The organism is Weissella cibaria KACC 11862, assembly GCF_000193635.1.
Lineage (GTDB): Bacteria > Bacillota > Bacilli > Lactobacillales > Lactobacillaceae > Weissella > Weissella cibaria.
This window is the reverse complement of record NZ_AEKT01000016.1, coordinates 65,886-87,509: the sequence shown is the minus strand read 5'-3', so window position 1 is coordinate 87,509 and position 21,624 is coordinate 65,886. Positions and strand designations below refer to the sequence as shown.

Sequence of the window (21,624 nt, the reverse complement as noted above, 5' to 3'; positions counted from 1 at the left end):
GCTTGAGCAACTCAACATCATTGAGTAATTCAACTTCAACAAGTTTGAGCAACTCGACGTCATTGAGTAACTCAACTTCGACAAGTTTGAGCGATTCAACGTCATTGAGCAGTTCAACTTCAACGAGTTTGAGCAACTCGACGTCATTGAGTAACTCAACTTCGACAAGTTTGTCAGACTCAACATCGTTGAGTGGATCAACATCAACAAGTTTGAGCGATTCAACATCATTGAGCAGTTCAACCTCAACGAGTTTGAGCGATTCAACGTCATTGAGCAGTTCAACTTCAACGAGTTTGAGCAACTCGACGTCATTGAGTAACTCAACATCAACGAGTTTGAGTGATTCAACATCATTGAGTAACTCAACTTCGACAAGTTTGTCAGACTCAACATCGTTGAGTGGATCGACTTCGACAAGTTTGAGCAACTCGACATCAACGAGCTTGTCAAACTCAACATCATTGAGTAATTCAACTTCAACGATCTTGAGCAATTCAACATCATTGAGTAACTCGACTTCAACGAGTTTGAGCAACTCGACGTCATTGAGCAGCTCGACATCAACGAGTTTGAGCGATTCAACATCAACGAGTTTGAACAACTCGACGTCATTGAGCAACTCAACGTCATTGAGCAGTTCAACATCAACGAGTTTGAACAACTCGACGTCATTGAATGGATCGACTTCAACGAGCTTGAGTAACTCAACGACGAATGGGCGTAATGCTGGTGCTAACGTTGCAGCTGGTGTTGCCACGATCGGCGCAACAGCAGCTACTGTTGCGGAGACTCCGTTGACGAACCAGGGAAGTGCTGTTGTAACATCACTTTCTAATGCAACAGTTAATGTCGCGGGTGTTGTTAATGCGCCTGGTCAAACAGCGGGAATTGCTGGTTCTCAAGCGGGAGATGATAATAACGGACGTATTAGTGCCGTGACTGTCGATCAAACGTCTGCAAATTTGGAACACGCAACGGCCGATGACCAAGTCTCAACGACTGAGTTCTTGAGTGTTGCTGCGTTGATTATGATGGGCTTGTTTGGTCTCTTTATTGCCCGTCGTCGTAAGGATGATGACGAAGATGAGGATGACTCTACAACAACCCGTTAGTCGGTGGAAGTTGATTATAAAAAATAAGGCGAAGCGATAGTCCGAAGAGGGAGTATCGCTTCGCCTTTTTGTGATGCAAGCGGGATGATGAAGTCGCAGAAAATAGGGTATTAATTACGTGAAAGCAACGGTTCTGGCGGTATATAATAGGAAGTAATTGTATGACGATTAAATAAAATTAGTAGCGTTATGCGTAGCTTTGGGGTGGAAGCAATATGAAAATTTATATACTAAATGATTCGTTCTATGTTCGACGCTCGGGGTTAGATAACGCCGGCATTTTACGAACAAAATTATTCAATAAACATGGCTTACAGACGCAATTCGTGACTTACAAGCTTGATTTAAATGCACGTTTTGGCCTTGGAACGGTGGCCGACTTAACGCCAAATTATTTGAACATGTATGAGGAGTTGATGGAACGTCCAACAACATCAAATCCGATTGATATTAAAACAATCATGTTGCCAAATATTGCACAGGATTACATCGACGAAAATGGTCGTGAGTTGCATCTAACGGATGGCCAAACGATTAAATTACAACCGGGTATTGATCACAAAACGTTGTTGCTATGGACTGAAATTGCGGTAAATGGGCAAACAACACGGATGAAATTTTTTGATCCACGTGGGCAACAAATCGGGACTGAATATTTTTCACCTGATGACCAACAGCTGTATTTGCGAGAGTTTGTGTCAACAACCACACCAACCAAGATGTGGACGACCGTGACAGCCACTGGGCAAACAACTTATCGCTACCGCACGGCTGATAATCAAGAGCACATGTTTGATAGTGAAGCGGCGATCCAAGCGTTTTGGTTAGATGAATTGGTCCGTCAAAATACGACTGCCGACGAAGAAACGGTCTTTATTGTGGATCGTAATGCTGAATGGTTTGACGCCTTGCAACAAATGACGGAACCGGCACGCAAGATTAGTGTCTTGCATAACACGCACACGATTGATCCGCAGCAGGTGATGGGACCACTAAATGAAAATTACGAAGCGGTCTTAAATCATCAAGAATTGTTTGAGCGTTTCATTGTTTCCAGTGACCAGCAGGCAGCTGATGTGTTGGCGCGATGGCCCAAGGCAACCGTGACTGCGATACCGGTTGCGGTATTACCAGATCAGCGACCAACGAATACACCATTTGTAGAACGTGAAATAGGTTTGGTAGCAATTGTGTCACGAATTGCACCGGAGAAAAACTTGACCGAAGCAGTGCAAGCAATTCACTTAGCGCATCAGCAAAATGACAGGATTCATGCTGAAATCTGGGGCTCTGGTAATCATGGTGACGACGACCGTTTGCAAGCATTCATTGATCAAATTGGCGCTACAGCCTATATCAAATTAAAGGGGTACACGGCCCAACCGGAGCAGGTATGGCAACGGGCCCAAGCGACGTTGCTAACGTCACACAATGAAGGATACGCCTTATCGTTGGTTGAGGCGTTGGCAAATGGCGTACCAGCAATTTCTTACGATGTTAAGTACGGTCCAAGCGAATTGATTGATGAGTCAACGGGCCGATTAGTCCCTGAACACGATTACACGCAGATGGCTGAAACGTTAGTAAGGTGGTTTAATACGCCGGAAGAATTGGCACGTAAAAGCGCAGCTGCGGTAGCGTCAACACAACGGTTTAGTGCAGAAAATATTTGGCAGAAGTGGAATGAGGTGCTGTCATGATTGGATATGTCACGTTAACGGTGCCGGTTAAGCGACGCCACGAGTTGGTGTCAGATACGATGCGAGTCTATTCAGGCTTGTTTAACATAAATGGTGATTTTTTGGTCAATGAGTCGAATGCCTACGAGGTGCTTGGTGCTTCTTACGATGGTGTGTCACAAACGCCGCAACGTGGGGCTGAATTTACCGAGAATTTGATAAATGAACACCAAAGTAATTGGTTAATCGGTGACCAGGTGCGCGTGACCGTACTTTTAGATGATGCGGGTCGCGTGCATGAAGTCGGTTATTACAATCAATTAGGCAAATTAGCACTAAGCGAACAATTCCGTCCGAACGGGCAATTGGTACGACGCCAGTACTGGAATCACGCTGGTCAAATTAGTTTGACGGAATTTTTTGACGGTCAGCAACAAGTAACCGTTATGGCAATGCAAACTGAAACGGAGGCACACTGGTATCAGTGGCCAAATCAGTTGCAAGAGCGCCACTTAACGGGTGAACTTGATTTACTCTTTGATCTACTACAGGGCGCAGTTAATCGTCATGAAATTGATTCGTTGTGGGTCGACGAGTCTGTTGCAGGGGTAAATTGGGAAGTGTTGGGTGTACCTGTACGACGCCTAACGGACGATGAGGAGTTGTAAGATGAACTTTTTTATTAACGGTGGCTTAGCACGCACTAATTCGGGTGTTGAGCACGCTATTCTCAAGCGCCTCCAACTGTTTCGTGACCACGACGTACCGGCTATGTTGGTGGCGACTGATTTTTTCTTTGATTTGCATCGAAATGCAGTTATCTGGGGTCTACCAGAGTCCCAATTATTAGGGTTGCATGATTGGTTTATTGATGCGCGTAATTTTGTTGGTCAGGGTGCGCCTAAGCTATCTGATTATCCAATGCCAGCTGGCATGGTTGAATTACAGACGGGGAATGCCCAATTACGACAGTTTGCATTTGACGGGCAAACAACCAGTCTGATTGATGTGAATGCGGATGTGAATGGGGATATTTACGCTGTGTCATATTTCGATCAAAATCGTCGCCAAACACGGGCAGAATGGTATGACCCACGGGGCTTTATCATTGCGGAAGATCGCTATATCATGCTGGCAGATAAGAATGTGCGGGAAAGCCGGGCGTTCTATTCACCAACTGGGCAATTGAAGATGTTGTACACCATGGCACATGATCGAACGGATATTGATGAGTTTGAAATGGTCTCAGTATTTGATTATCACGGTCATGATTATCAATTCTTTGGCACTGATGAGTTATTTAGATTCTTTTTTGACGAAATTAATCAGGCATTTGGTGGTGCGAATGCCTTCATCGCTGATCGAGGCATTACCGAAGCGTGGGCGTTGAACAATATGCAGACCCGGGCATTCAAAACATTTATTCTACATGCTGGCCATCTCAATGATGAAACCGCGCCAAACGGCTTGGTGAATTACAACTATCAATATGAATTCGATAATATCGGTGATTTCAATGCGGTAATCGTGCCAACGCAAATTCAACTCGAGCGGGTTGCTAATCGGTTTGGCTATCGGGAACGCTTTTTCAAGATTCCAGTCGGTATGATTAGCGATGCGGTGCTCAGTGAACCCGTTAAAACCAGTATTGAACGGCAACCACAGACGGTGGTGACGGTTTCGCGCTTGGATGAGGCGAAGCAAATTGATCACTTGATTGACGCCATGGCAATTGTGCATGAGCAACTGCCCCAGGCGCAACTTGAAATTTGGGGTAACGGTAGCGATGATGGTCGGCTTCGTGACCAGATTGCGCGTTTAGATGCCACAGACTATGTCCATTTGATGGGGCACACGACGGCAGTCTTGGAAAAGTTGGCCAACGCTCAGCTGTTTGTTGCGGCTAGTCGGTCAGAGGGCTTTGGTTTGACGATGATGGAGGCCGAGTCGGTTGGGACGCCAATCATTGCGTATGATGCGTTATACGGGCCTCGTGAAATCGTGCAACCGGGTGTTAATGGGCAATTAATCGGATTACATGACCCGGATAATGTGCAACAAATGGCGCATTGGATTCAACATTATTTGTCGAATCAACAAGCACTGGCGGCTTTGATGGCTAGCACGCTAGAAGCGCGCTTGGCCTATAGTGAAACAGCTGTTTGGCAAGCTTGGCAAAACTGGTTGACGGCAATTGCAGAATGGCGGCAAGCGAAATGAAATATTTATTAATTGAGACACTACATCCACAAATTGATGATGTGACTGAAAAAATCTTAGATGTTTATCGACGACTTAAGGAACAACGAGAACCAATCAATATTGTCGTGGTCGACTATCAACCGGAACTCACGAAACTTGCGCAAGATTATCGCATTGATTTAGATGACATTTGGCAATTGGCTGATATTGTGCAACGAACCAAGGGGTATCGGCATGAACCACGCTGGTTTTGGGATTTGCCACGGGCACCAAAAACGGAGCTCTACTCTGATTTTACTTGGGGCGAAATTAAAGCTGGTTCATTACGATTAGCGTGGTTTGATTATTTTGAACATATCAGCACAGCCTGGCGCTTTGTCCGACAAGTTAAATACTATAATCGACGCGAAGAGCCACGCATGATTGCGGAGTATGATTATCGTGGGTTTGTCTCTCGCCAAAAGATGGTGCGAAATGAGGCAGTCTATCAGGCGGATTATTTTGATGAAACTGGACTTGAGGCGTTGACAGTGCTCTATAATCAGGATCAGCAACCATATCTTTGGTTGCGCCGGGACGGCATGCGCAATACGACGGCGTATCCATCACAACTGGCATTGCAAACGGCGGTCTTGACGGAAGCATTGCAGCTCGATGATCGACCAGAAATGTATACCGTTGGCGAGTCACAACTGATTGATGACTTGATGGCCTCAGCATCGCTGACATTGACCGCCCGAATTGGCGTGACCGATACGACGTGGCAGTGGGTGCCAGAACGTGGGGTGCAACCAGCACATGATGGGTTAGTCGTGACAATTATGACGCACAGTGATAGTGATGAGCGACTCAAAGCGGCGGTTACAGCGGCGAAAACAGCTGGTGCGACGCAAATTCATTTATTGCGGATGTTCAATCCAACTGATTATCAAACGGCCTTAGTGGCGGATGACATGATTGATGACCATGTCGTTGAGTGGACGTTATGGTCAGAAAAAGAAGTGTTGGCTTATGAATTGGCTGACACGGATTTATTGCTGACCGTTTCAGATAGCAACCCAGTGGGCGGCATTTATGCGTACGCCATGGCGGTTAAGTTACCAGTGGTTAACATTTCAAACGACGCGCAATCACGGCCATATTTAGATGGTATGACTGGGCAACGTGTACCGATTGAGCGGTTGTCACATGCTGTTGACGTTGTGTTACAGCAAGCAAATTTAGCAGACTAATTAGTCTGCATACATAGAGAAAGCGAAGGGGAGTAGGATGAGTTATTGGGTGTTTGATCATATTGAAGTGGATGATTATTTGGCATTTGATAAACCCAAGCGCGACGTTGTTACTTTTGCGACGGCGATTGGTTGGCAAAAGTTGCCGTATTTTATTACAGCTTGGTCCGACGAGCCTGAAGCGTCGATTCGTGCCCGCTTGATTGGTGTGTTGGCAGCAACGCAAGCAGGTGACACCGTTCTCCACCAGGTACCGAGTTATAACGGTTATCAGTATGACGAAATTGTGCTCGATGAGATGACGCAACGTGGGTTGATTAATGTTGCAATTGTACACGACTTGGAGAGCATTCGACTTGGTGAAAAAGTCTTAGAACCGGAATTAACACTTTTACGCCAATTTAAGGCAATCATTGTGCATAACCAACGGATGAAGGCGTGGCTTGAACAACATCAAGTGATGGTACCGATTATTGTGTTGGACGTCTTTGATTACAGGAGTAGCGTACCGGCACCGACACAACAATTTGCGCGAAAGTTGCATTACGCGGGTTCACTGGCGCCTGAGAAAGCCCCGTTTTTGCAATCCTGGTCACCAGCGCTGAACTTAACGGTTTATGGTAATCCCAACCAGACGTTACGCAACCAACAAGCTTTTGCGATTCACCCCCCAGTCCATGGCGACATCTTGCCAGGTATTATGCAAGAGGGCTTTGGGTTAGTGTGGGATGGTGATATTCAACCAGCTGATAATGAATTTGGCCGGTATACGCGCATGAATAACCCGCATAAATTTAGCTTGTATATGGCTGCTGGGTTACCGGTCATTGTGTGGTCAGAGATGGCAATTGCCACGGTCGTGCAACGTCATCAGTTGGGCTATGTGATTAATTCGTTGACGGATTTGCCAGCATTGTTAAATACCGTGACGGCTGCTTCATATCGAAAGATGCAAGCAAACGCACAGGCTATGTCAATGCGTGTCCGCAATGGCTTTTATACGAAACGAGCGCTATTAACGATGATGATCTTACTGGAGGAGCGGGCATGAATTGGTTAGTTACAAGTGATACAACATCAAACTTAGCCCAAGCAGCCTTACAACGGCAGTTTGCGTTGCGACCAGTGCCAACGATTCCTACTGCAGTTATCGCACAAGAGTCATTACTCGTTGCGACAGCTGCCGGCACATTGACGGGGATGCAACGAGGGGATGTGGTGTTAATTATTCTGTCCGATGATCAACCCGATGAGGTGTGGTGGCAATTGATGCGTTCAGCATACGACTGGCATGCCCGCGTATTGGTCGATGATCGCAGTCATCAATTTAGTCGGCCAATTTTGGGTGAGCGATTCAGTGAGGTGCTCACGAAATTGGACCTAAAGGACGATATCTTACAGGACGCATTGGCATTGTTGAAATGGGAGTTCAATGATATTGAGAGGGATTGAAGTGGCAAAATCATATTTTGAAATTCCGGATTGGACTACTAGCGAAGGTAGCAATCCATTTGATGAAACGTTGGCCCGAACCCGTTTGTTACAACAAGCGGGCATGGCGCCAACGATTATTAATCTCGATTGGACGCCCCGGTTGCGGGCCTACCAACAACGCGATGGTTGGCAAGACCAGCCTGTTTTGGGTTTGTATGATGATTTGCAATTAGCCACGGATGTCCAAGAGCGGGTGCTGGGTATTCGTGATTTAAACTGGCCGTCTGACGTGTTGTTTTTTACGACAGATGGCGGACTGTTTGTTTATCAAGGGGCAACCCGAATTGCGGAAGCTTTTATGAATCCGATGATGACAGATCGCTTAGATGTCGTGCGGTATTTCGCGGACGGCCAGGTAGTAGCGGAAGATCGTTATGATTACCGTGGCTTCTTGTCGCAACGTATTGAATATGAAAATGGTCAACCAGCAACGCGCCGGTTTTATTCGCCGGGGGGCCGGCTACGTGGCTTCTATATTTTTACCGAGCAACAACAAGCTTCATTGAGCTTAACGGAACCCTTCTACGGCCGAGATGTATTTTACGATGAGACTGATTTGCAAGCCCATTATCTACAACATCTATTGACAGATGTTGTCGGAGAGTCGGCGGTGATTGTGAATGCCACCAATGCGAAGCTCGCGGTGGTGGCGCGTGTTACTACCTCGTTAGCACATGTCACGTTGAACGTTAGCAGTCGTGATAATTTGACACCCGATATGGACCAACTACAGGCATTGCAAGCCCGGGGAAGTCAGGTTGTGACAACGACGGCCCATCAAAAGGCGCGGTTGGCCAAGCAATTATCAGCCGAAACAGTTCAGCAGATTGCGGCGTGGCCAACACGGCCGGACAGCTTTGGGACGAGTTCGCAGTACCGCGAAGAAATTATCGCCTGGTACGTCCCTAACTTTGAGGGATCGTATGAACGTCAAGTAACCTTCGAAAAGCTGATGCAATTAATGGTGGCGTACCCCATGATGGCTGTTTGGATTGTGGGTGATGGCCCAGCGATGGACTTTTATTTGCAATGGGCACAAGAGACGCTTGGCGATGAATTTTATTTTCCAAAAGAATATTCGACGTATAAGCAACAAAAAAACGACGAGGTAAAACCGCGTGTTGCGTTAAAAATTGCGACGGATGCCCAAACGACTTATCGTGCGTTGCTACCGGCACGCATGATTCTTGATTTAGGTGATCAACCCGATGACTTCGTTGGGTCGACTGCCCTGACGTTGGGGGTGCCGTATTTCACAAAGGTGCCATCTGACTTTATGGTTGTTGGTGATAATGGTGCGTTGGTGACAACAGTTGATGAATTGGATACTGGCTTGTCGCAGTATCTCTATCGGCTAAATGAGTGGACGCAGGCACGCACATTTGCAGAGAGTTTTGCGAAGCGTTTTGACAGTGCGCACCTTGTATCTGCTTGGCAACAAGTATTGTCAGCGCAAGGAGGACAATGATGGCTGAAGATTTAGAGAAGCAAACCCGGCAACGATTACGTGATGAGGAAGTTTTAGATCGTGATCGTCAGAAAAATCGTGACGAAATTGCACGTTTACAGTCAAACCAAGCGGCAGTTGATAATGACGAAGTGCCGGTTGAAAAAATATCAGAAAAAACCCATCGCATTGTCGTAGAAGTGCAGGAGAAACCCAAAAAAGCGCCGAAAGCGAAATTCCGTCTCATTCAGGTTGGTGCCCAAGCATGGCCGGTTGATGAATGGGACTTGGATCCTAAATTACAGTCAGTACTCGTTACGACGGCAGCGGCGTTTCCGGCTCGACCATCTGCTCACTATGCAGTTTTTACTGATGAGATATTGGCTGGGCCAGACGTTTTGGCAATTGTGAAACGCCTGCCACCATTTTCAATCATTTATGCCAGCACCACAGTTGATCCAGAAATTGCGGACGTCTTGCGCCAAAAAGCAGCTTTTTTTGTGCCAGGTGCTGGGCACGCTTTATTTCAAACAATTGTCGATAATTTTTTCATGGGTCAACGTGGTATCCATTCGGGTGTTACGGAGGCGCTGGATATTGCGGAAACGTTTACGGGTTCTGTCGAACGCCGGGGACGTTTTCAAATGACGTTAAGCGGTGATTTCGGGCCCACCTTGCAACAAGTGGTGACGTGGCACCCCATCAGCGTTGAAAAATTTGAAACGGTTTTAGCCGGTATGAATGGTATTTTTTTGGATGCCGGTGATAAAAAGGTTTACCTAGAAGGAAATCAACGTGGCGATGTGTACTGGGAATGGCACGTTGAATTTATTCAGCCGGATGGTAAGCTGGTCCAATTCGTGATTCCCATGACGGAAAGCTTGCAAGAACATGTCTTTCCGGATGTGCACCCATTTTATTCTTTCCAGATGTCATTATGGATTAGCGGGCAAGGCGAGGTGGATTTTAACCGCGTGATTGTCCGGCGGTCGCGGTCGACGTATGGCACCCTGTTGCCAGGGGATGAAAAACAGATGACCAGCACCGGTGATGAGGTGTTGTCATACTTCAATCCAGGTGATTTAAAGCCACCGCTATTGGTGTCCTTTACGGGGTCTCGCTTATATGGGGATGGTTTTGAAATGATGAGTGTGTACGGTCGCCATAAATTACCGTATCTGCTTTTTACTGATAGTCGGACCCAAGGTGGTGCCTTCATGGTTGGGACGCCAGAATATGAGCAATTGGTGATTGATAAAATTCGTGAGAAGCTACAATGGCTAGGTTTTGACGAGCATGATGTGGTGTTCCAAGGGTATTCCATGGGTTCGTTTCCGGCCCTTTATTATGCGCGCCACTTCAAACCCCAGGGCATTATTGTCAGCAAGGCAATTGTGAATTTGGGGACCTTTTCCGGTCAGGATGGCTTTGCACATGGTGGTACGAAGGATTGGCCGCTTGATATGCGACGCCATTTATTCGGTCGGGTGCTTCGTGCTGATACGCCGGTCATTGATCAAAAATTATGGCAATCGATGGACCAGGTTGATTGGACACAAGTTGCCACGTATGTCTTTTCGCTCGCACAAGACGAGTACGATGGTCAGTCCTTACCGCAACTGCTCCGTTTTATTAAAGATCGTGGGGGCAGTGTGGAACATTTTTGGCTGGATGGTGACCACTTGGCGCACACTGACGAGATGATTAATTTCGTTGAAGGTAAGTTAGAGTTATTGATTAAGCGGAGGCGCGCGACGTTATGAAAACATGGCAGAACGTCTATTGGACACAACAATCTGAGCTTCTGGAGTTACAAGGTGCGACGGTTACGCATGCCCAAATTGATCAAGTGAATTACGAAAATGATATTTACGCGAGTGGGTTTGGTGTCGTCGTTTGGCGAAGTTTAGTCAATTTCCGGCATGAATTTCGGCAAGAAACGCTAATGTCGCTCGTGCCAGGTCATGAATACCGTTTCCGTTTGGATGCGGTTGATGAAGGGCTAAACACGTATTTGTTGGTGACGATGTATGATCAAGCAGGCACGATTATTTTAAGTAGTGGTCGTGGTCAAAAAGAAGTGCAACTAGTGGCGCCGGCTAATTTGGATCATTATGATGTGCAAATCATCGCCTTTGGCAACGGCCACTTTGTTTTCGAAAAGATTTTTATTCAAGAAGTCTTGCTGACGGGAACCTACATTCCGAATGATTATGTTAGCCAGGATGGGCGGACGTTAGCACGCTATGTTAATCGTGATGCAAATCGTCATCTCTTTGTGGCATTTACTGAACCGTTAGACAAAGAGACACAATGGCCGATTGCTAGTGCAACGGCGGCCCAGGTGCCGATTTTATTGTTTGCTAATCTTGGGTTAGCGGCAGATTATTATCAATCAAGTCCAGAGTTTGTTACAACCTTGATCCACAATGCGCAAAGAGATGGCCGGTATGACACGATTAGCTTGGTTGGTACGGGACTAATTAGCCAACTAGCAGCAGCATATTACGGGGAACTGCTTCAGCTACCGGTTACTTGGTTGACGCCGTTACCTGATTATGAAACGGCACGCGCACATTATGCTCGACCTAATGTGCTACGAGCGGCGGACGCACATGGGTGGCAGTTGCCCCAAGCAAATGTGGCAGGGGTGATAACTAGTCAGCAGCCAACACAAGCATTTGACGAAACCGCCTTAACAGGCCAAACGGTGAGTGTTGATACGAATGAGTTGTTACGCTTCCTCAAGCATGAAAATAGTGGTGTGTCATAACACAAAATGAAAACGCAAATCTCACTAATTAACTGTGGTGAGGTTTGCGTTTTCACTTTTTTAAATCAATTTCGTTTAAAGTGTTGACATTTAATAGGTAGGTCTGTATTATATTACTTGTGGTTGCGATAAGTAATTACGTTATGGAGAATTACCCAAGTCTGGCTGAAGGGAACGGTCTTGAAAACCGTCAGGTCGGGAAACCGGCGCGTGGGTTCGAATCCCACATTCTCCTTTAACGTCATTGGCGTTACAACTTAAATATTTATTATCGCGGGATGGAGCAGTCTGGTAGCTCGTCGGGCCCATAACCCGAAGGTCGTAGGTTCAAATCCTGCTCCCGCAATTAATGGAGAATTACCCAAGTCTGGCTGAAGGGAACGGTCTTGAAAACCGTCAGGTCGTGAAAGCGGCGCGTGGGTTCGAATCCCACATTCTCCTTACTTAATAACCGTGTCCTTATGGGCGCGGTTATTTTTGTATCACGGCAGTTTTAGGTTGAGATTCTGGGAGACTTGGTCTGCTTATCTAAATGACTTTGGGAGGTTGTGAGACGATGCTGACACTACAATTGAGGTACTTGAGATATGCCATTGCGTCTGCTGTCTTAACGATTATTACGGCGCTGACGATGCCACTTTTACAGGGGAAAGCAGCCCTGTTGCACATACCGGTACCTCATTTTGAGCTAATCGCGTTTAGTGTGACAGCTATATTCATTGTGTTAGTTAATGTGCGAATGCTAATGCAGGCGTATCGCCAACAAAAGGAGACCCAATTAACCACGTTGTGGGTACCAGTCGTGGGTCAAGCCCTCTGGTTTGCAACGGTAGCGTGGTTACATGAAATGCCGGCAGCAGGGGACTTCTTGCGGACGATGACATTGCCGTTTGCGTTAGCGGGGGTCACGTTGTTGTTGCTATCGCTTGGTTTGCTGCAACGCCGTGAGCGTGCGATTCCATTAGATGCGATGATGCAACAAAATGCTCGCCGACTAACGTGGATTACGGTTGTGTTGGCCATTTACGCCTTGCTATTTTTCGGCATGACCTTAAATTGGCAATCGGGTTTGGCGGTTGCAACCTCAGTTTTGCTAATCGTTGATCCCCGTTGGCCAGCGTTTTGGGCCGGTTGGCGTCGTTTTAAAATTTTGCGGGCGTTGGCTGCCGATGGGGTAACCTTTCAAAATCCACAAGTATTGGATTACGTGCATGATGTAAAAAATGTTGTGGTGGAAAAGACGGGTATTCTGACGAGCGACACGATTGTTGTGCGGTCGGTCTTGTCGGTTGATGAACGGTACAGTGATTTTGATATTTTGGGGATTACGACTGGTTTGTTGGAACCATTTGATTCAGAATTAACCCGCTCGGTCTTGGCATTTGCCGAAGAGCGTGGGGTGTATCCATCAAGTGCCTCAGAATTAGAGCTTATGCCACTCGTTGGCGTGAAGGGTGTCATCTTAAATGAGCGTTTCTCGATTGTGTCCGCGGCGTATGCGGTTGATCAAAAGTTTGATATCGATGCAGAAACGTTACAGTCGTATCAAGAATTAGGCAATTCTGTGAGTTACATTGTCGATGGCCTACAAGTCATTGGGGTCATTACGTTCGGCTCATCGCTTAATAACGCATTGCTAGCCGTTGACCGTCTCTTTACTGAGCAAGGGTTACAAGTGCGCATGGCGACGGCCGATACAACTGGTTCAACAATGCAGGTGAAAAAGCTAATGGGCTCGTTAACGGAAACCGTCGCTGATTTGACGCCAGCGGGTAAGCAAGCCCAACTGGTGGCTTGGTTGAATCAAGATAATACGATGTTGATTACGAATCAAACATTGCCTGATGATGTGCAACCAACTATTACGGTCGCGGTTGGTGATCAGCCTGTCAATGCAGACATTCACGTTGCGACAGTGACCGATTTGCGCAAGCTTTGGGACACCACTGAAGCACTCTTTAGTACGGATACCAAAGTATTGCGTTGGACGTCGGTGGTGATGGTGCTGTTTCTCTTGCTGGCAGCTGGCTTAGGAATCTTTATTTCACCATATTTCTTTGTGGCACCAGTTGTTGCAACAATCTTAAGATTAGCGCTTTCATTGACCCTTTTAACGGTCGTTGACCCCGAATCATAACAAATGTTACAAGCGTAAAACAAGGCACCCGCCACACCGCCAAAAGGTTGATGTGGCGGGCTTTTTGTAAGCGTCACAGTTTCCGCTTCTAATTGACTTATTATGGGGAAAAGCCTAAAATGAAACCTGTGTTAATAAAGCGCAAAAAAACACTATCGATTTGACATAAACGTCAACTCTATAGACAGGAGATACAAGATGAACATTGCAATGATCATCCTGCTGTCGCTTGTCGCAATCGTAATCGGTGTTGTAATTGGATATATGGTGGCTAAGACACGAATTAACCACACATTGACGATTGCGCACCAAACCGCATCAGATATTACGAGTCAAGCTGCCACTGATGCCGAGCAGATGAAAAAGTCTGCTTTGGTTGAGGCACGAGATGAAAGCCAACGTTACCAAGATCGTATCGAACGTGAGCTTCAAGAACGCCGTTCGGAAGTGAAGTCACAAGAAGATCGCTTGGTAAGTCGTGAGTCTGTATTGGATCGAAAGGACGCCTCATTGCAAAAGCGTGAGGAAGTTATTTCGGAAAAAGAAACGAAACTTGATCAACAACGACAAAGTGTCAACGACAAGCAGAAGCGTGCTGAATCATTGATTGATGAACGCGAAGCGAAGTTGGTGGAGATTGCAAACTTGAGTCGCGAAGACGCTCGTGAGCAAATCTTGTCAGAAACCAAGGAAGCTTTGGTTTCTGAACGCGCTGTCATGATTAAGGAAAGCGAAGAGCAAGCTGCGGCCGAAGCTGAAAAGCGGGCCAAGAACTTGGTAGTTAGTGCTATCCAACGTTCTGCTGCAGATATGGTTGCTGAAACAACGGTATCTGTTGTGACGTTACCTAACGATGACATGAAGGGACGAATTATCGGTCGTGAAGGTCGAAACATTCGGGCCATCGAAACGGTTACTGGTATTGATTTGATTATCGATGATACACCAGAAGCTGTGGTATTGAGTGGCTTTGATCCAGTCCGTCGTGAAATTGCGAAGAATGCTTTGGAGAAGTTGATTGCTGATGGTCGTATTCACCCAGCTCGCATTGAAGAGATGGTGGAGAAGGCCCGCAAGGAAATGGACGAGCACATCCGCGAAGTCGGTGAGCAAACTATTTTCGATCTCGGCATTCATAGCATGCACCCAGACTTGATTAAAACAATCGGTCGCATGAACTATCGTACAAGTTACGGTCAAAACGTACTGGTACACTCAATTGAAGTCGCTAAACTAACTGGCATGTTGGCTGCTGAGTTAGGTGAAGACGTTACGCTTGCCAAGCGCGCAGGATTATTACACGATATTGGTAAGGCGATTGATCATGAAGTGGATGGTTCCCACGTAGAACTTGGTGTTGAAATTGCCAAGAAGTACAAGGAACGTCCGGTTGTGGTTAACGCTATTGCCTCACACCACGGTGACGTAGAACCTGATTCTGTCATTGCTGTCTTGGTTGCAGCTGCTGATTCAATTTCAGCTGCTCGACCAGGTGCACGTTCAGAGTCACTAGAAAACTACGTGCAACGTTTGCAACAACTTGAAGCCATCGCAAATGACTTCAACGGGGTTGAAAAGTCATTTGCGATCCAAGCGGGTCGTGAAGTTCGCGTTATTGTTGAGCCAGCAGCTGTTACCGATTTGGAAGCAACTGTTCTGGCCCGCGATATCAAGAATCAAATTGAGCACGATTTGGATTACCCAGGCCACATTAAGGTTACGGTTATTCGCGAATCACGTTCAGTTGAATACGCAAAGTAAGATGAAAAAGCCACCAACCGGTTTCGGTTGGTGGCTTTTTTGCGCGTTTTTGTGTCTTTAGCGATTTGGCTAAAAATATCTAGACAAAGTGCCATATCGAGGCAATGGGTCTTGGTGCAATAATAATCACGTAGCAAAGGAAGCGCTTACAAAAGTGCTTTGTTAAAAGTTCATAAGGGGGAAAATCATGAACAATCCTGCGATTAATGTTAATTCTGAAATCGGTACACTCAAGTCAGTGCTTTTGAAGCGACCTGGGGCCGAGGTTGAGAATATCACACCAGACACAATGGAACGGTTGTTATTTGATGACATTCCATTTTTGAAAATTGCCCAAGAAGAACACGATTTCTTCGCCGATACGTTGCGCGATAATGGCGTTGAAACGTTATATGTCGATGATTTGGCGGTTGAAGCGTTAGATAGCGATGACGTGATTCGGCACCGGTTTGTCCAGCAGTACCTGGATGAAGCTGGCTACGGTATTGGTACGACACACGATGCCTTGTTTAACTACTTGGAGACGTTTGATACTCGGGACATGGTGACGAAGTTGTATGCCGGTATTCGACGTAACGAGTTTGATTTTGAAAATGATTCTTTGCATGATTTGGCAGGTCGCGATGCGGCGAACCCATTCTTGTTGGACCCATTACCTAATGCGTATTTCACACGTGATCCGCAAGCTTCAATGGGAAACGGTATCACCATTAACCACATGACGTATAAGGCCCGTCAACCAGAGTCGTTGTTTACGGAATTTATCATGCAGTATCACCCACGCTTTGCTGGGCATGTGGATATCTGGCGTGACCGTAACCACAACACACGCATTGAAGGTGGGGATGAATTGATTTTGAACGACCACGTGATTGCCATTGGGGTATCGCAACGCACGTCATCAAAGTCAATTGAAGCCTTAGCCAAGGAGCTGTTTGCTAATCCAAATAGCCACTTTGACACGGTGGTCGCTGTCGAAATTCCGCACAACCACGCCATGATGCACCTCGATACGGTCTTCACGATGGTTAACCGCGATCAATTTACGGTTTTCCCAGGCATTATGGATGCCGGTGGTCAAATGAACATTTTCATTATGACGCCAGGACCTGAGGGCACAGTGAAGTTGGCCCACCGCACCGATTTGGGCAAGACCTTGCAAGAAGTGTTGGATTTGCCAGAATTGGATTTGATTGAAACCGGTAGTGGTGATGAAATTGTGGCACCACGTGAGCAATGGAACGATGGATCAAATACGTTGACGATTGCACCTGGTGAAGTCGTGACCTACAACCGAAATTATGTCAGCAACGAATTGTTGCGTCGCCACGGCATTATTGTGCACGAAGTGATTTCAAGTGAGTTGTCGCGTGGTCGTGGTGGTCCACGTTGCATGTCGCAACCAATCTGGCGTGAAGATTTGTAACCAACAGACAAAGATGAGGAGTAAAAATAATGGCAATTAATTCAGTATTTCAAGGACGTTCATTCTTAGCTGAAAAGGACTTCACATCAGCTGAAATCCAATACTTGGTTGATTTTGGGTTGCATTTGAAGACATTACAAAAGAATCACATCCCACACCGTTACCTAGAGGGCAAGAATATCGCCTTGCTCTTTGAAAAGACGTCAACACGGACGCGTTCAGCCTTTACCACGGCAGCAGTAGAACTTGGGGCACACCCAGAATATTTGGGGGCCAATGACATCCAATTGGGGAAGAAGGAATCTGTTGAAGATACCGCCATTGTGCTAGGCAGCATGTTTGATGGTATTGAGTTCCGCGGCTTCAGTCAGGCGGATGTGGAAGGACTGGCCAAGCATTCAGGTGTGCCAGTTTGGAATGGTTTGACTGATCAATGGCACCCAACGCAAATGATTGCCGACTTTATGACGGTGAAAGAAAATTTCGGTCATTTGCGTGGCTTGACGCTCACGTTTGTGGGAGATGGGCGTAACAACATGGCAAACTCATTGTTGGTTACGGGGGCCATGCTAGGTGTAAATATCCACATTGTCGCGCCTGAAGAATTGCATCCAACGCAAAAAGTGGTGGATTTGGCCAACACGTTTGCAAAGGAAACCGGAGCAGAGCTACTCGTGACAGCTGATATCGATGCAGGCGTCAAGGGTTCAAATGTTATTTACACAGATGTTTGGGTATCAATGGGTGAAACAGACTGGGAGACCCGTGTGAAGTTGTTGACACCTTATCAAGTTAACATGGCGATGTTGCGTAAGACGGGTACGCCAGATGATGAGTTAATCTTTATGCACTGCTTACCAGCTTTCCACGACGTGAATACAAAGTACGGCCAAGAGGTACAAGCCCAGTATGGCATCACTGAAATGGAAGTGACGGATGAAGTCTTCCGCAGTAAGTTTGCGCGTCAATGGGACGAGGCTGAAAACCGCAAGCACTCAATTAAGGCGATCATGGCAGCGACATTGGGTAACTTGTTTATTCCCGATGTGCCAGCGCTTGAAGAAAACGGTAAGTAGCTATGGCAGATACTAAGGATCACGGGATTGCGCTACCGGCCTTAGTTGCCCTTGTTATTAGTTCCGCAATTGGAGCCGGCATCTTTGATTTACCGGCCACGCTTGCGCAAGGGGCAACACCCGGTGCCGCCATCTTAGCCTGGATTATTACTGGGGTTGGCATATTGATGTTAGCGCTTAGCTTAAATAATTTGGTATTGAATAAACCTGAATTAACGGGTGTATCAGATTACGCGCGGGCTGGTTTTGGTGACTTTGCTGGGTTCATTTCTGGTTGGGGGTACTGGCTATCAGCGTGGCTTGGTAATGTGGCGTTTGCCACGATGTTAATGTCAGCGCTAGGGTACTTTTTCCCGGCGTTGCAGTCCGGCAATAGTGTGCCAGCAATTGTTTTGGCGTCACTGGTGTCGTGGGCGTTAACGCTTTTGGTGACGCGGGGTATTGAATCAGCTGCGGCAATCAACACGATTGTTACAATTACGAAGTTGGTCCCAATTTTTGCTTTTGTGGTGGTAGCCATTTTGAGCATTAAGGCGGGCGTATTTACGGCTCATTTTTGGCAAAATATGAGCACCAATGTGGGGGGTAAACTCGTCTTTAGTTCAGCGACTGGTGCTGGGATTGCCGAGCAAATCAAGAATTGTGTCATGGCAATGATGTGGGTGTTCGTTGGTATTGAAGGCGCTACGATGATGGCGGCACGCGCCAAGAAAAAGTCTGATGCGGGTAAGGCGACAATTATCGGGTTGATTTCGTTGTTGATTATCTACATGGTGGTCTCAATCTTGCCATATGGCTACCTATCATTGCAGGAGTTGCAACATGTGCAGCATCCAGCTTTGTTGTACTTATTTGAAAGTATGACCGGTCCGATTGGTGGTGCGTTTATCAGTATTGGGTTGATTATCTCGATCTTAGGGGCATGGTTGTCATGGACGATGTTACCAGTGGAAGCAACGTCATTAATGGCAGAACAAGGTTTGTTACCTAAGTGGTTTGGTGTTTTGAATAAGTACCGGGCACCCCAACATTCATTGTTGTTAACTCAGGTATTGATTCAAATCTTCCTGATTACGCTTTTGTTTACTGACGAGGCCTATAATTTTGCCTACTCATTGTGTACGGCAGCGATCGTAGTTTGCTATGTCCTAGTGGGGGCCTATCAACTAAAGCTGGGGTTACAACTGAAAAAGCTGTCGGTTATTCTACCGGGGTTGATTGCAGTTGTCTTTGAAGTGACCGCGATTGTATTTTCAGGCATGCAGTATTTATGGCTCTGCACGATTCTTTATGTCTTAGGGTTCATGCTGTATGTGAGAGCACGGCGAGAAGTCCAACAGGCGATTTCAAAGACAGAGCTCATGATGATGGGTGTCGTAATTGTTCTCGCACTGGGCGCCATTGTGGCCTTAGCAACAGGGAACTTAAAGATTTAAGTAAAGGAGTGTCGCAAATGACGAAACGAATCGTTGTGGCTCTTGGGGGTAACGCCATTTTGACGGACGATCCAAGCGCAGCCGCACAACAACAGGCAATCCAGCAAACCGCGCAACAATTGATTAATTTCTTAGCGGCTGGGGATGTGCAACTTGTTTTGACTCATGGTAATGGGCCACAAGTCGGTAATTTAGTGCTCCAACAATTACAAGGTAGTTCGGTGAAGAACCCGGCAATGCCGTTAGATACGGTTGGGGCGATGACGCAAGGCGAAATTGGCTTATGGCTGGCCGATGCCTTGAATTATGAAATTAGTATTCGTGGTTTATCACAACGGGTGGCCACGGTATTAACGCGCACGGTCGTTGACGAAGCTGATCCAGCTTTCCGTCAACCAACAAAGCCAATTGGTCCGTTTTACACGGTTGATGAACTACCGGCGATTAAGCAGCAGTATCCAGATTGGCAATTTGTCGCTGATGCTGGCCGTGGTTTCCGCCGGGTTGTCCCATCACCTAAGCCGGTTAGTATCATGGAGGCCGCTGAAATTCAGGCCTTGGTACAAGATGGCGTGACATTAATTGCCGGCGGTGGCGGTGGTGTACCGGTGATCGAAAAAGAAGGTCACGTGACAGGGGTCGAAGCAGTTATTGATAAGGATTTTACGGCAGCTAAGCTAGCTGAACTGGTCGACGCCGATGAATTGTTGATTTTGACGGCGGTACGTTATGTGGCGAAGGACTTTAACCAACCGTCGCAGACGATGATCAAACGGATTAGCGTGACGGAAATGCAGCAATTAGTGGATGCCGGCCAATTCCCGGCCGGGTCGATGAAGCCTAAGGTTGAAGCAGCTATTAGCTTCGTACGGAATACGGGGCGGCCTGCCGTCATTACATCGCTTGATAATGTGCAAGCATATCTTGCTGATGGGGATGGGACAGTGATTGTGCCAGATTAATCGAGTTATAGTTAAGCGAGCAGTCATGCTCGCTTATTTTTTTGTAAACCCAAAAAATTTAAGGGGCTGCATGCATGAGGACGCTTATAATTAAGGAGGAGAGTTTTTGAGCTGCGATTTCAAGGGGGAAATACAATGCTACAAAATTTCATGACACAGTGGCTGTATATTTCAGACTACGATACAGCCTTGGACCAAGCTTTTATTAGTAAAGCTAAAATAAACGGTGTTGATTTGGAACAACGCTATATAGCGGTTGTTTTAAGTGGGGATCAACGCCGGATGCCTGAACATCGCTTGGCGCTTAATTTGGATACGAAGCGCCGGATTTACGTTTTGTCAGTGGAAGGGGTGCAACCATTCTTGGATGCTCTGGCACCGGACATCTTTGCGGGTGTCGGGGGTGCGCACTTTGATATTTCGACAGGTATTAAAGAGGCGTTATTTGCCGTGTTGCTGACCAACGAGTTTGAGCGGGTTGTCATCTTTAATCGGGTTGGTTATCTGTATGACCTGGTTAAATCTGATTTGGTCTATCCAAATGTTGCGGCGTACTATGAACGGATTGATGATGAAACATGGCTGACGTTTTGGGAATATGTTCAGCACCTGTCATCAACAAAAGAGACAGCGTGTTTAATGCTGGTGCATCCCAAGACAATTGTTTATAGACTAAACAAAATCTGTGCAACTACTGGACTGAACCCGAAGCAAGGCGTTGATTTGTTGCCATTGATTGTGACCTATGTTCGCAAACAGACTGCCTGTTTTGATAACTTGGTAAACGAGCTACAAAGCCTGTCGGACAGTTTGTTGCCACGCGATAAAGTGGACTAGCCCGCTAGTATGGTTAATGAATGGCTGCTACGACAAAGTAGACATGT

18 protein-coding genes and 3 tRNA genes are annotated in these 21,624 nt (G+C 46.6%); 20 read left to right on the top strand and 1 reads right to left on the bottom strand.

Annotated elements, in window-relative coordinates; translation table 11 throughout:
* Positions 1 to 760 (bottom strand): hypothetical protein (locus ESE_RS12410; RefSeq protein ID WP_202795374.1); only part of this gene is annotated, 760 nt, incomplete at its 3' end.
* Between ESE_RS12410 and ESE_RS12405 the strand changes: the two genes are divergently transcribed.
* The 20 genes from ESE_RS12405 (at position 699) to ESE_RS0102975 (ending at position 21,577) form a co-directional block, all read left to right on the top strand.
* Complete coding sequence (locus ESE_RS12405; RefSeq protein WP_137636370.1) at positions 699 to 1,115, top strand: hypothetical protein; 417 nt, start codon at positions 699 to 701, stop codon at positions 1,113 to 1,115. The two genes, ESE_RS12410 and ESE_RS12405, sit on opposite strands and share 62 nt — an antisense overlap.
* Positions 1,116 to 1,330: 215 nt before the next feature.
* Positions 1,331 to 2,815: a glycosyltransferase gene (locus ESE_RS0103065; RefSeq protein WP_010371046.1), complete on the top strand. Its 1,485-nt coding sequence runs from the start codon at positions 1,331 to 1,333 to the stop codon at positions 2,813 to 2,815.
* The gene (locus ESE_RS0103060) at positions 2,812 to 3,462 is read left to right on the top strand and encodes a hypothetical protein (protein WP_010371044.1); all 651 of its coding nucleotides are present in this window, start codon (positions 2,812 to 2,814) and stop codon (positions 3,460 to 3,462) included. The genes ESE_RS0103065 and ESE_RS0103060 overlap by 4 nt, the downstream gene beginning before the upstream one ends.
* Position 3,463: 1 nt before the next feature.
* Positions 3,464 to 5,014, top strand: coding sequence for a glycosyltransferase (locus ESE_RS0103055; RefSeq protein ID WP_010371041.1), 1,551 nt, complete (start codon positions 3,464 to 3,466; stop codon positions 5,012 to 5,014).
* Positions 5,011 to 6,228, top strand: a complete 1,218-nt coding sequence (locus tag ESE_RS0103050) for a glycosyltransferase (RefSeq protein WP_010371039.1) — start codon at positions 5,011 to 5,013, stop codon at positions 6,226 to 6,228. The genes ESE_RS0103055 and ESE_RS0103050 overlap by 4 nt, the downstream gene beginning before the upstream one ends.
* A gap of 37 nt (positions 6,229 to 6,265) precedes the next feature.
* Positions 6,266 to 7,279 carry a glycosyltransferase gene (locus ESE_RS0103045; protein ID WP_010371037.1) on the top strand — a complete coding sequence of 338 codons (1,014 nt, stop codon included), beginning with the start codon at positions 6,266 to 6,268 and terminating at the stop codon, positions 7,277 to 7,279.
* Positions 7,276 to 7,680: a hypothetical protein gene (locus ESE_RS0103040; protein ID WP_010371035.1), complete on the top strand. Its 405-nt coding sequence runs from the start codon at positions 7,276 to 7,278 to the stop codon at positions 7,678 to 7,680. Before ESE_RS0103045 ends, ESE_RS0103040 begins: the two co-directional genes overlap by 4 nt.
* A gap of 1 nt (position 7,681) precedes the next feature.
* Positions 7,682 to 9,190: an accessory Sec system glycosyltransferase Asp1 gene (gene asp1, locus ESE_RS0103035; protein ID WP_010371033.1), complete on the top strand. Its 1,509-nt coding sequence runs from the start codon at positions 7,682 to 7,684 to the stop codon at positions 9,188 to 9,190.
* Complete coding sequence (gene asp2 / locus ESE_RS0103030) at positions 9,190 to 10,932, top strand: accessory Sec system protein Asp2 (protein ID WP_010371031.1); 1,743 nt, start codon at positions 9,190 to 9,192, stop codon at positions 10,930 to 10,932. Before asp1 ends, asp2 begins: the two co-directional genes overlap by 1 nt.
* Positions 10,929 to 11,942, top strand: a complete 1,014-nt coding sequence (locus ESE_RS0103025) for an accessory Sec system protein Asp3 (RefSeq protein WP_010371028.1) — start codon at positions 10,929 to 10,931, stop codon at positions 11,940 to 11,942. Before asp2 ends, ESE_RS0103025 begins: the two co-directional genes overlap by 4 nt.
* A gap of 145 nt (positions 11,943 to 12,087) precedes the next feature.
* Positions 12,088 to 12,177: transfer RNA gene (locus ESE_RS0103020), tRNA-Ser, on the top strand.
* Between the two features lie 37 nt (positions 12,178 to 12,214).
* Positions 12,215 to 12,288, top strand: a tRNA-Met gene (locus ESE_RS0103015).
* Positions 12,289 to 12,293: 5 nt separating this feature from the next.
* Positions 12,294 to 12,383: transfer RNA gene (locus ESE_RS0103010), tRNA-Ser, on the top strand.
* Between the two features lie 115 nt (positions 12,384 to 12,498).
* Positions 12,499 to 14,079 (top strand): HAD family hydrolase, encoded by a 1,581-nt coding sequence (locus tag ESE_RS0103005; RefSeq protein ID WP_010371026.1) that lies wholly within the window; start codon positions 12,499 to 12,501, stop codon positions 14,077 to 14,079.
* 198 nt (positions 14,080 to 14,277) lie between these two features.
* Positions 14,278 to 15,840 carry a ribonuclease Y gene (rny, locus tag ESE_RS0103000; RefSeq protein ID WP_010371024.1) on the top strand — a complete coding sequence of 521 codons (1,563 nt, stop codon included), beginning with the start codon at positions 14,278 to 14,280 and terminating at the stop codon, positions 15,838 to 15,840.
* Positions 15,841 to 16,027: 187 nt separating this feature from the next.
* Complete coding sequence (arcA, locus tag ESE_RS0102995) at positions 16,028 to 17,266, top strand: arginine deiminase (protein WP_010371022.1); 1,239 nt, start codon at positions 16,028 to 16,030, stop codon at positions 17,264 to 17,266.
* Between the two features lie 29 nt (positions 17,267 to 17,295).
* Positions 17,296 to 18,342 carry an ornithine carbamoyltransferase gene (gene argF / locus ESE_RS0102990; RefSeq protein ID WP_010371020.1) on the top strand — a complete coding sequence of 349 codons (1,047 nt, stop codon included), beginning with the start codon at positions 17,296 to 17,298 and terminating at the stop codon, positions 18,340 to 18,342.
* Between the two features lie 2 nt (positions 18,343 to 18,344).
* On the top strand, positions 18,345 to 19,778 hold the full coding sequence (gene arcD / locus ESE_RS0102985) for an arginine-ornithine antiporter (RefSeq protein WP_010371017.1): 1,434 nt from the start codon (positions 18,345 to 18,347) through the stop codon (positions 19,776 to 19,778).
* A 17-nt stretch (positions 19,779 to 19,795) separates the two neighbouring features.
* Positions 19,796 to 20,740, top strand: a complete 945-nt coding sequence (gene arcC, locus ESE_RS0102980) for a carbamate kinase (RefSeq protein ID WP_010371013.1) — start codon at positions 19,796 to 19,798, stop codon at positions 20,738 to 20,740.
* A 135-nt stretch (positions 20,741 to 20,875) separates the two neighbouring features.
* Positions 20,876 to 21,577, top strand: coding sequence for a helix-turn-helix domain-containing protein (locus ESE_RS0102975; RefSeq protein ID WP_010371011.1), 702 nt, complete (start codon positions 20,876 to 20,878; stop codon positions 21,575 to 21,577).
* Positions 21,578 to 21,624 lie beyond the last annotated feature (47 nt).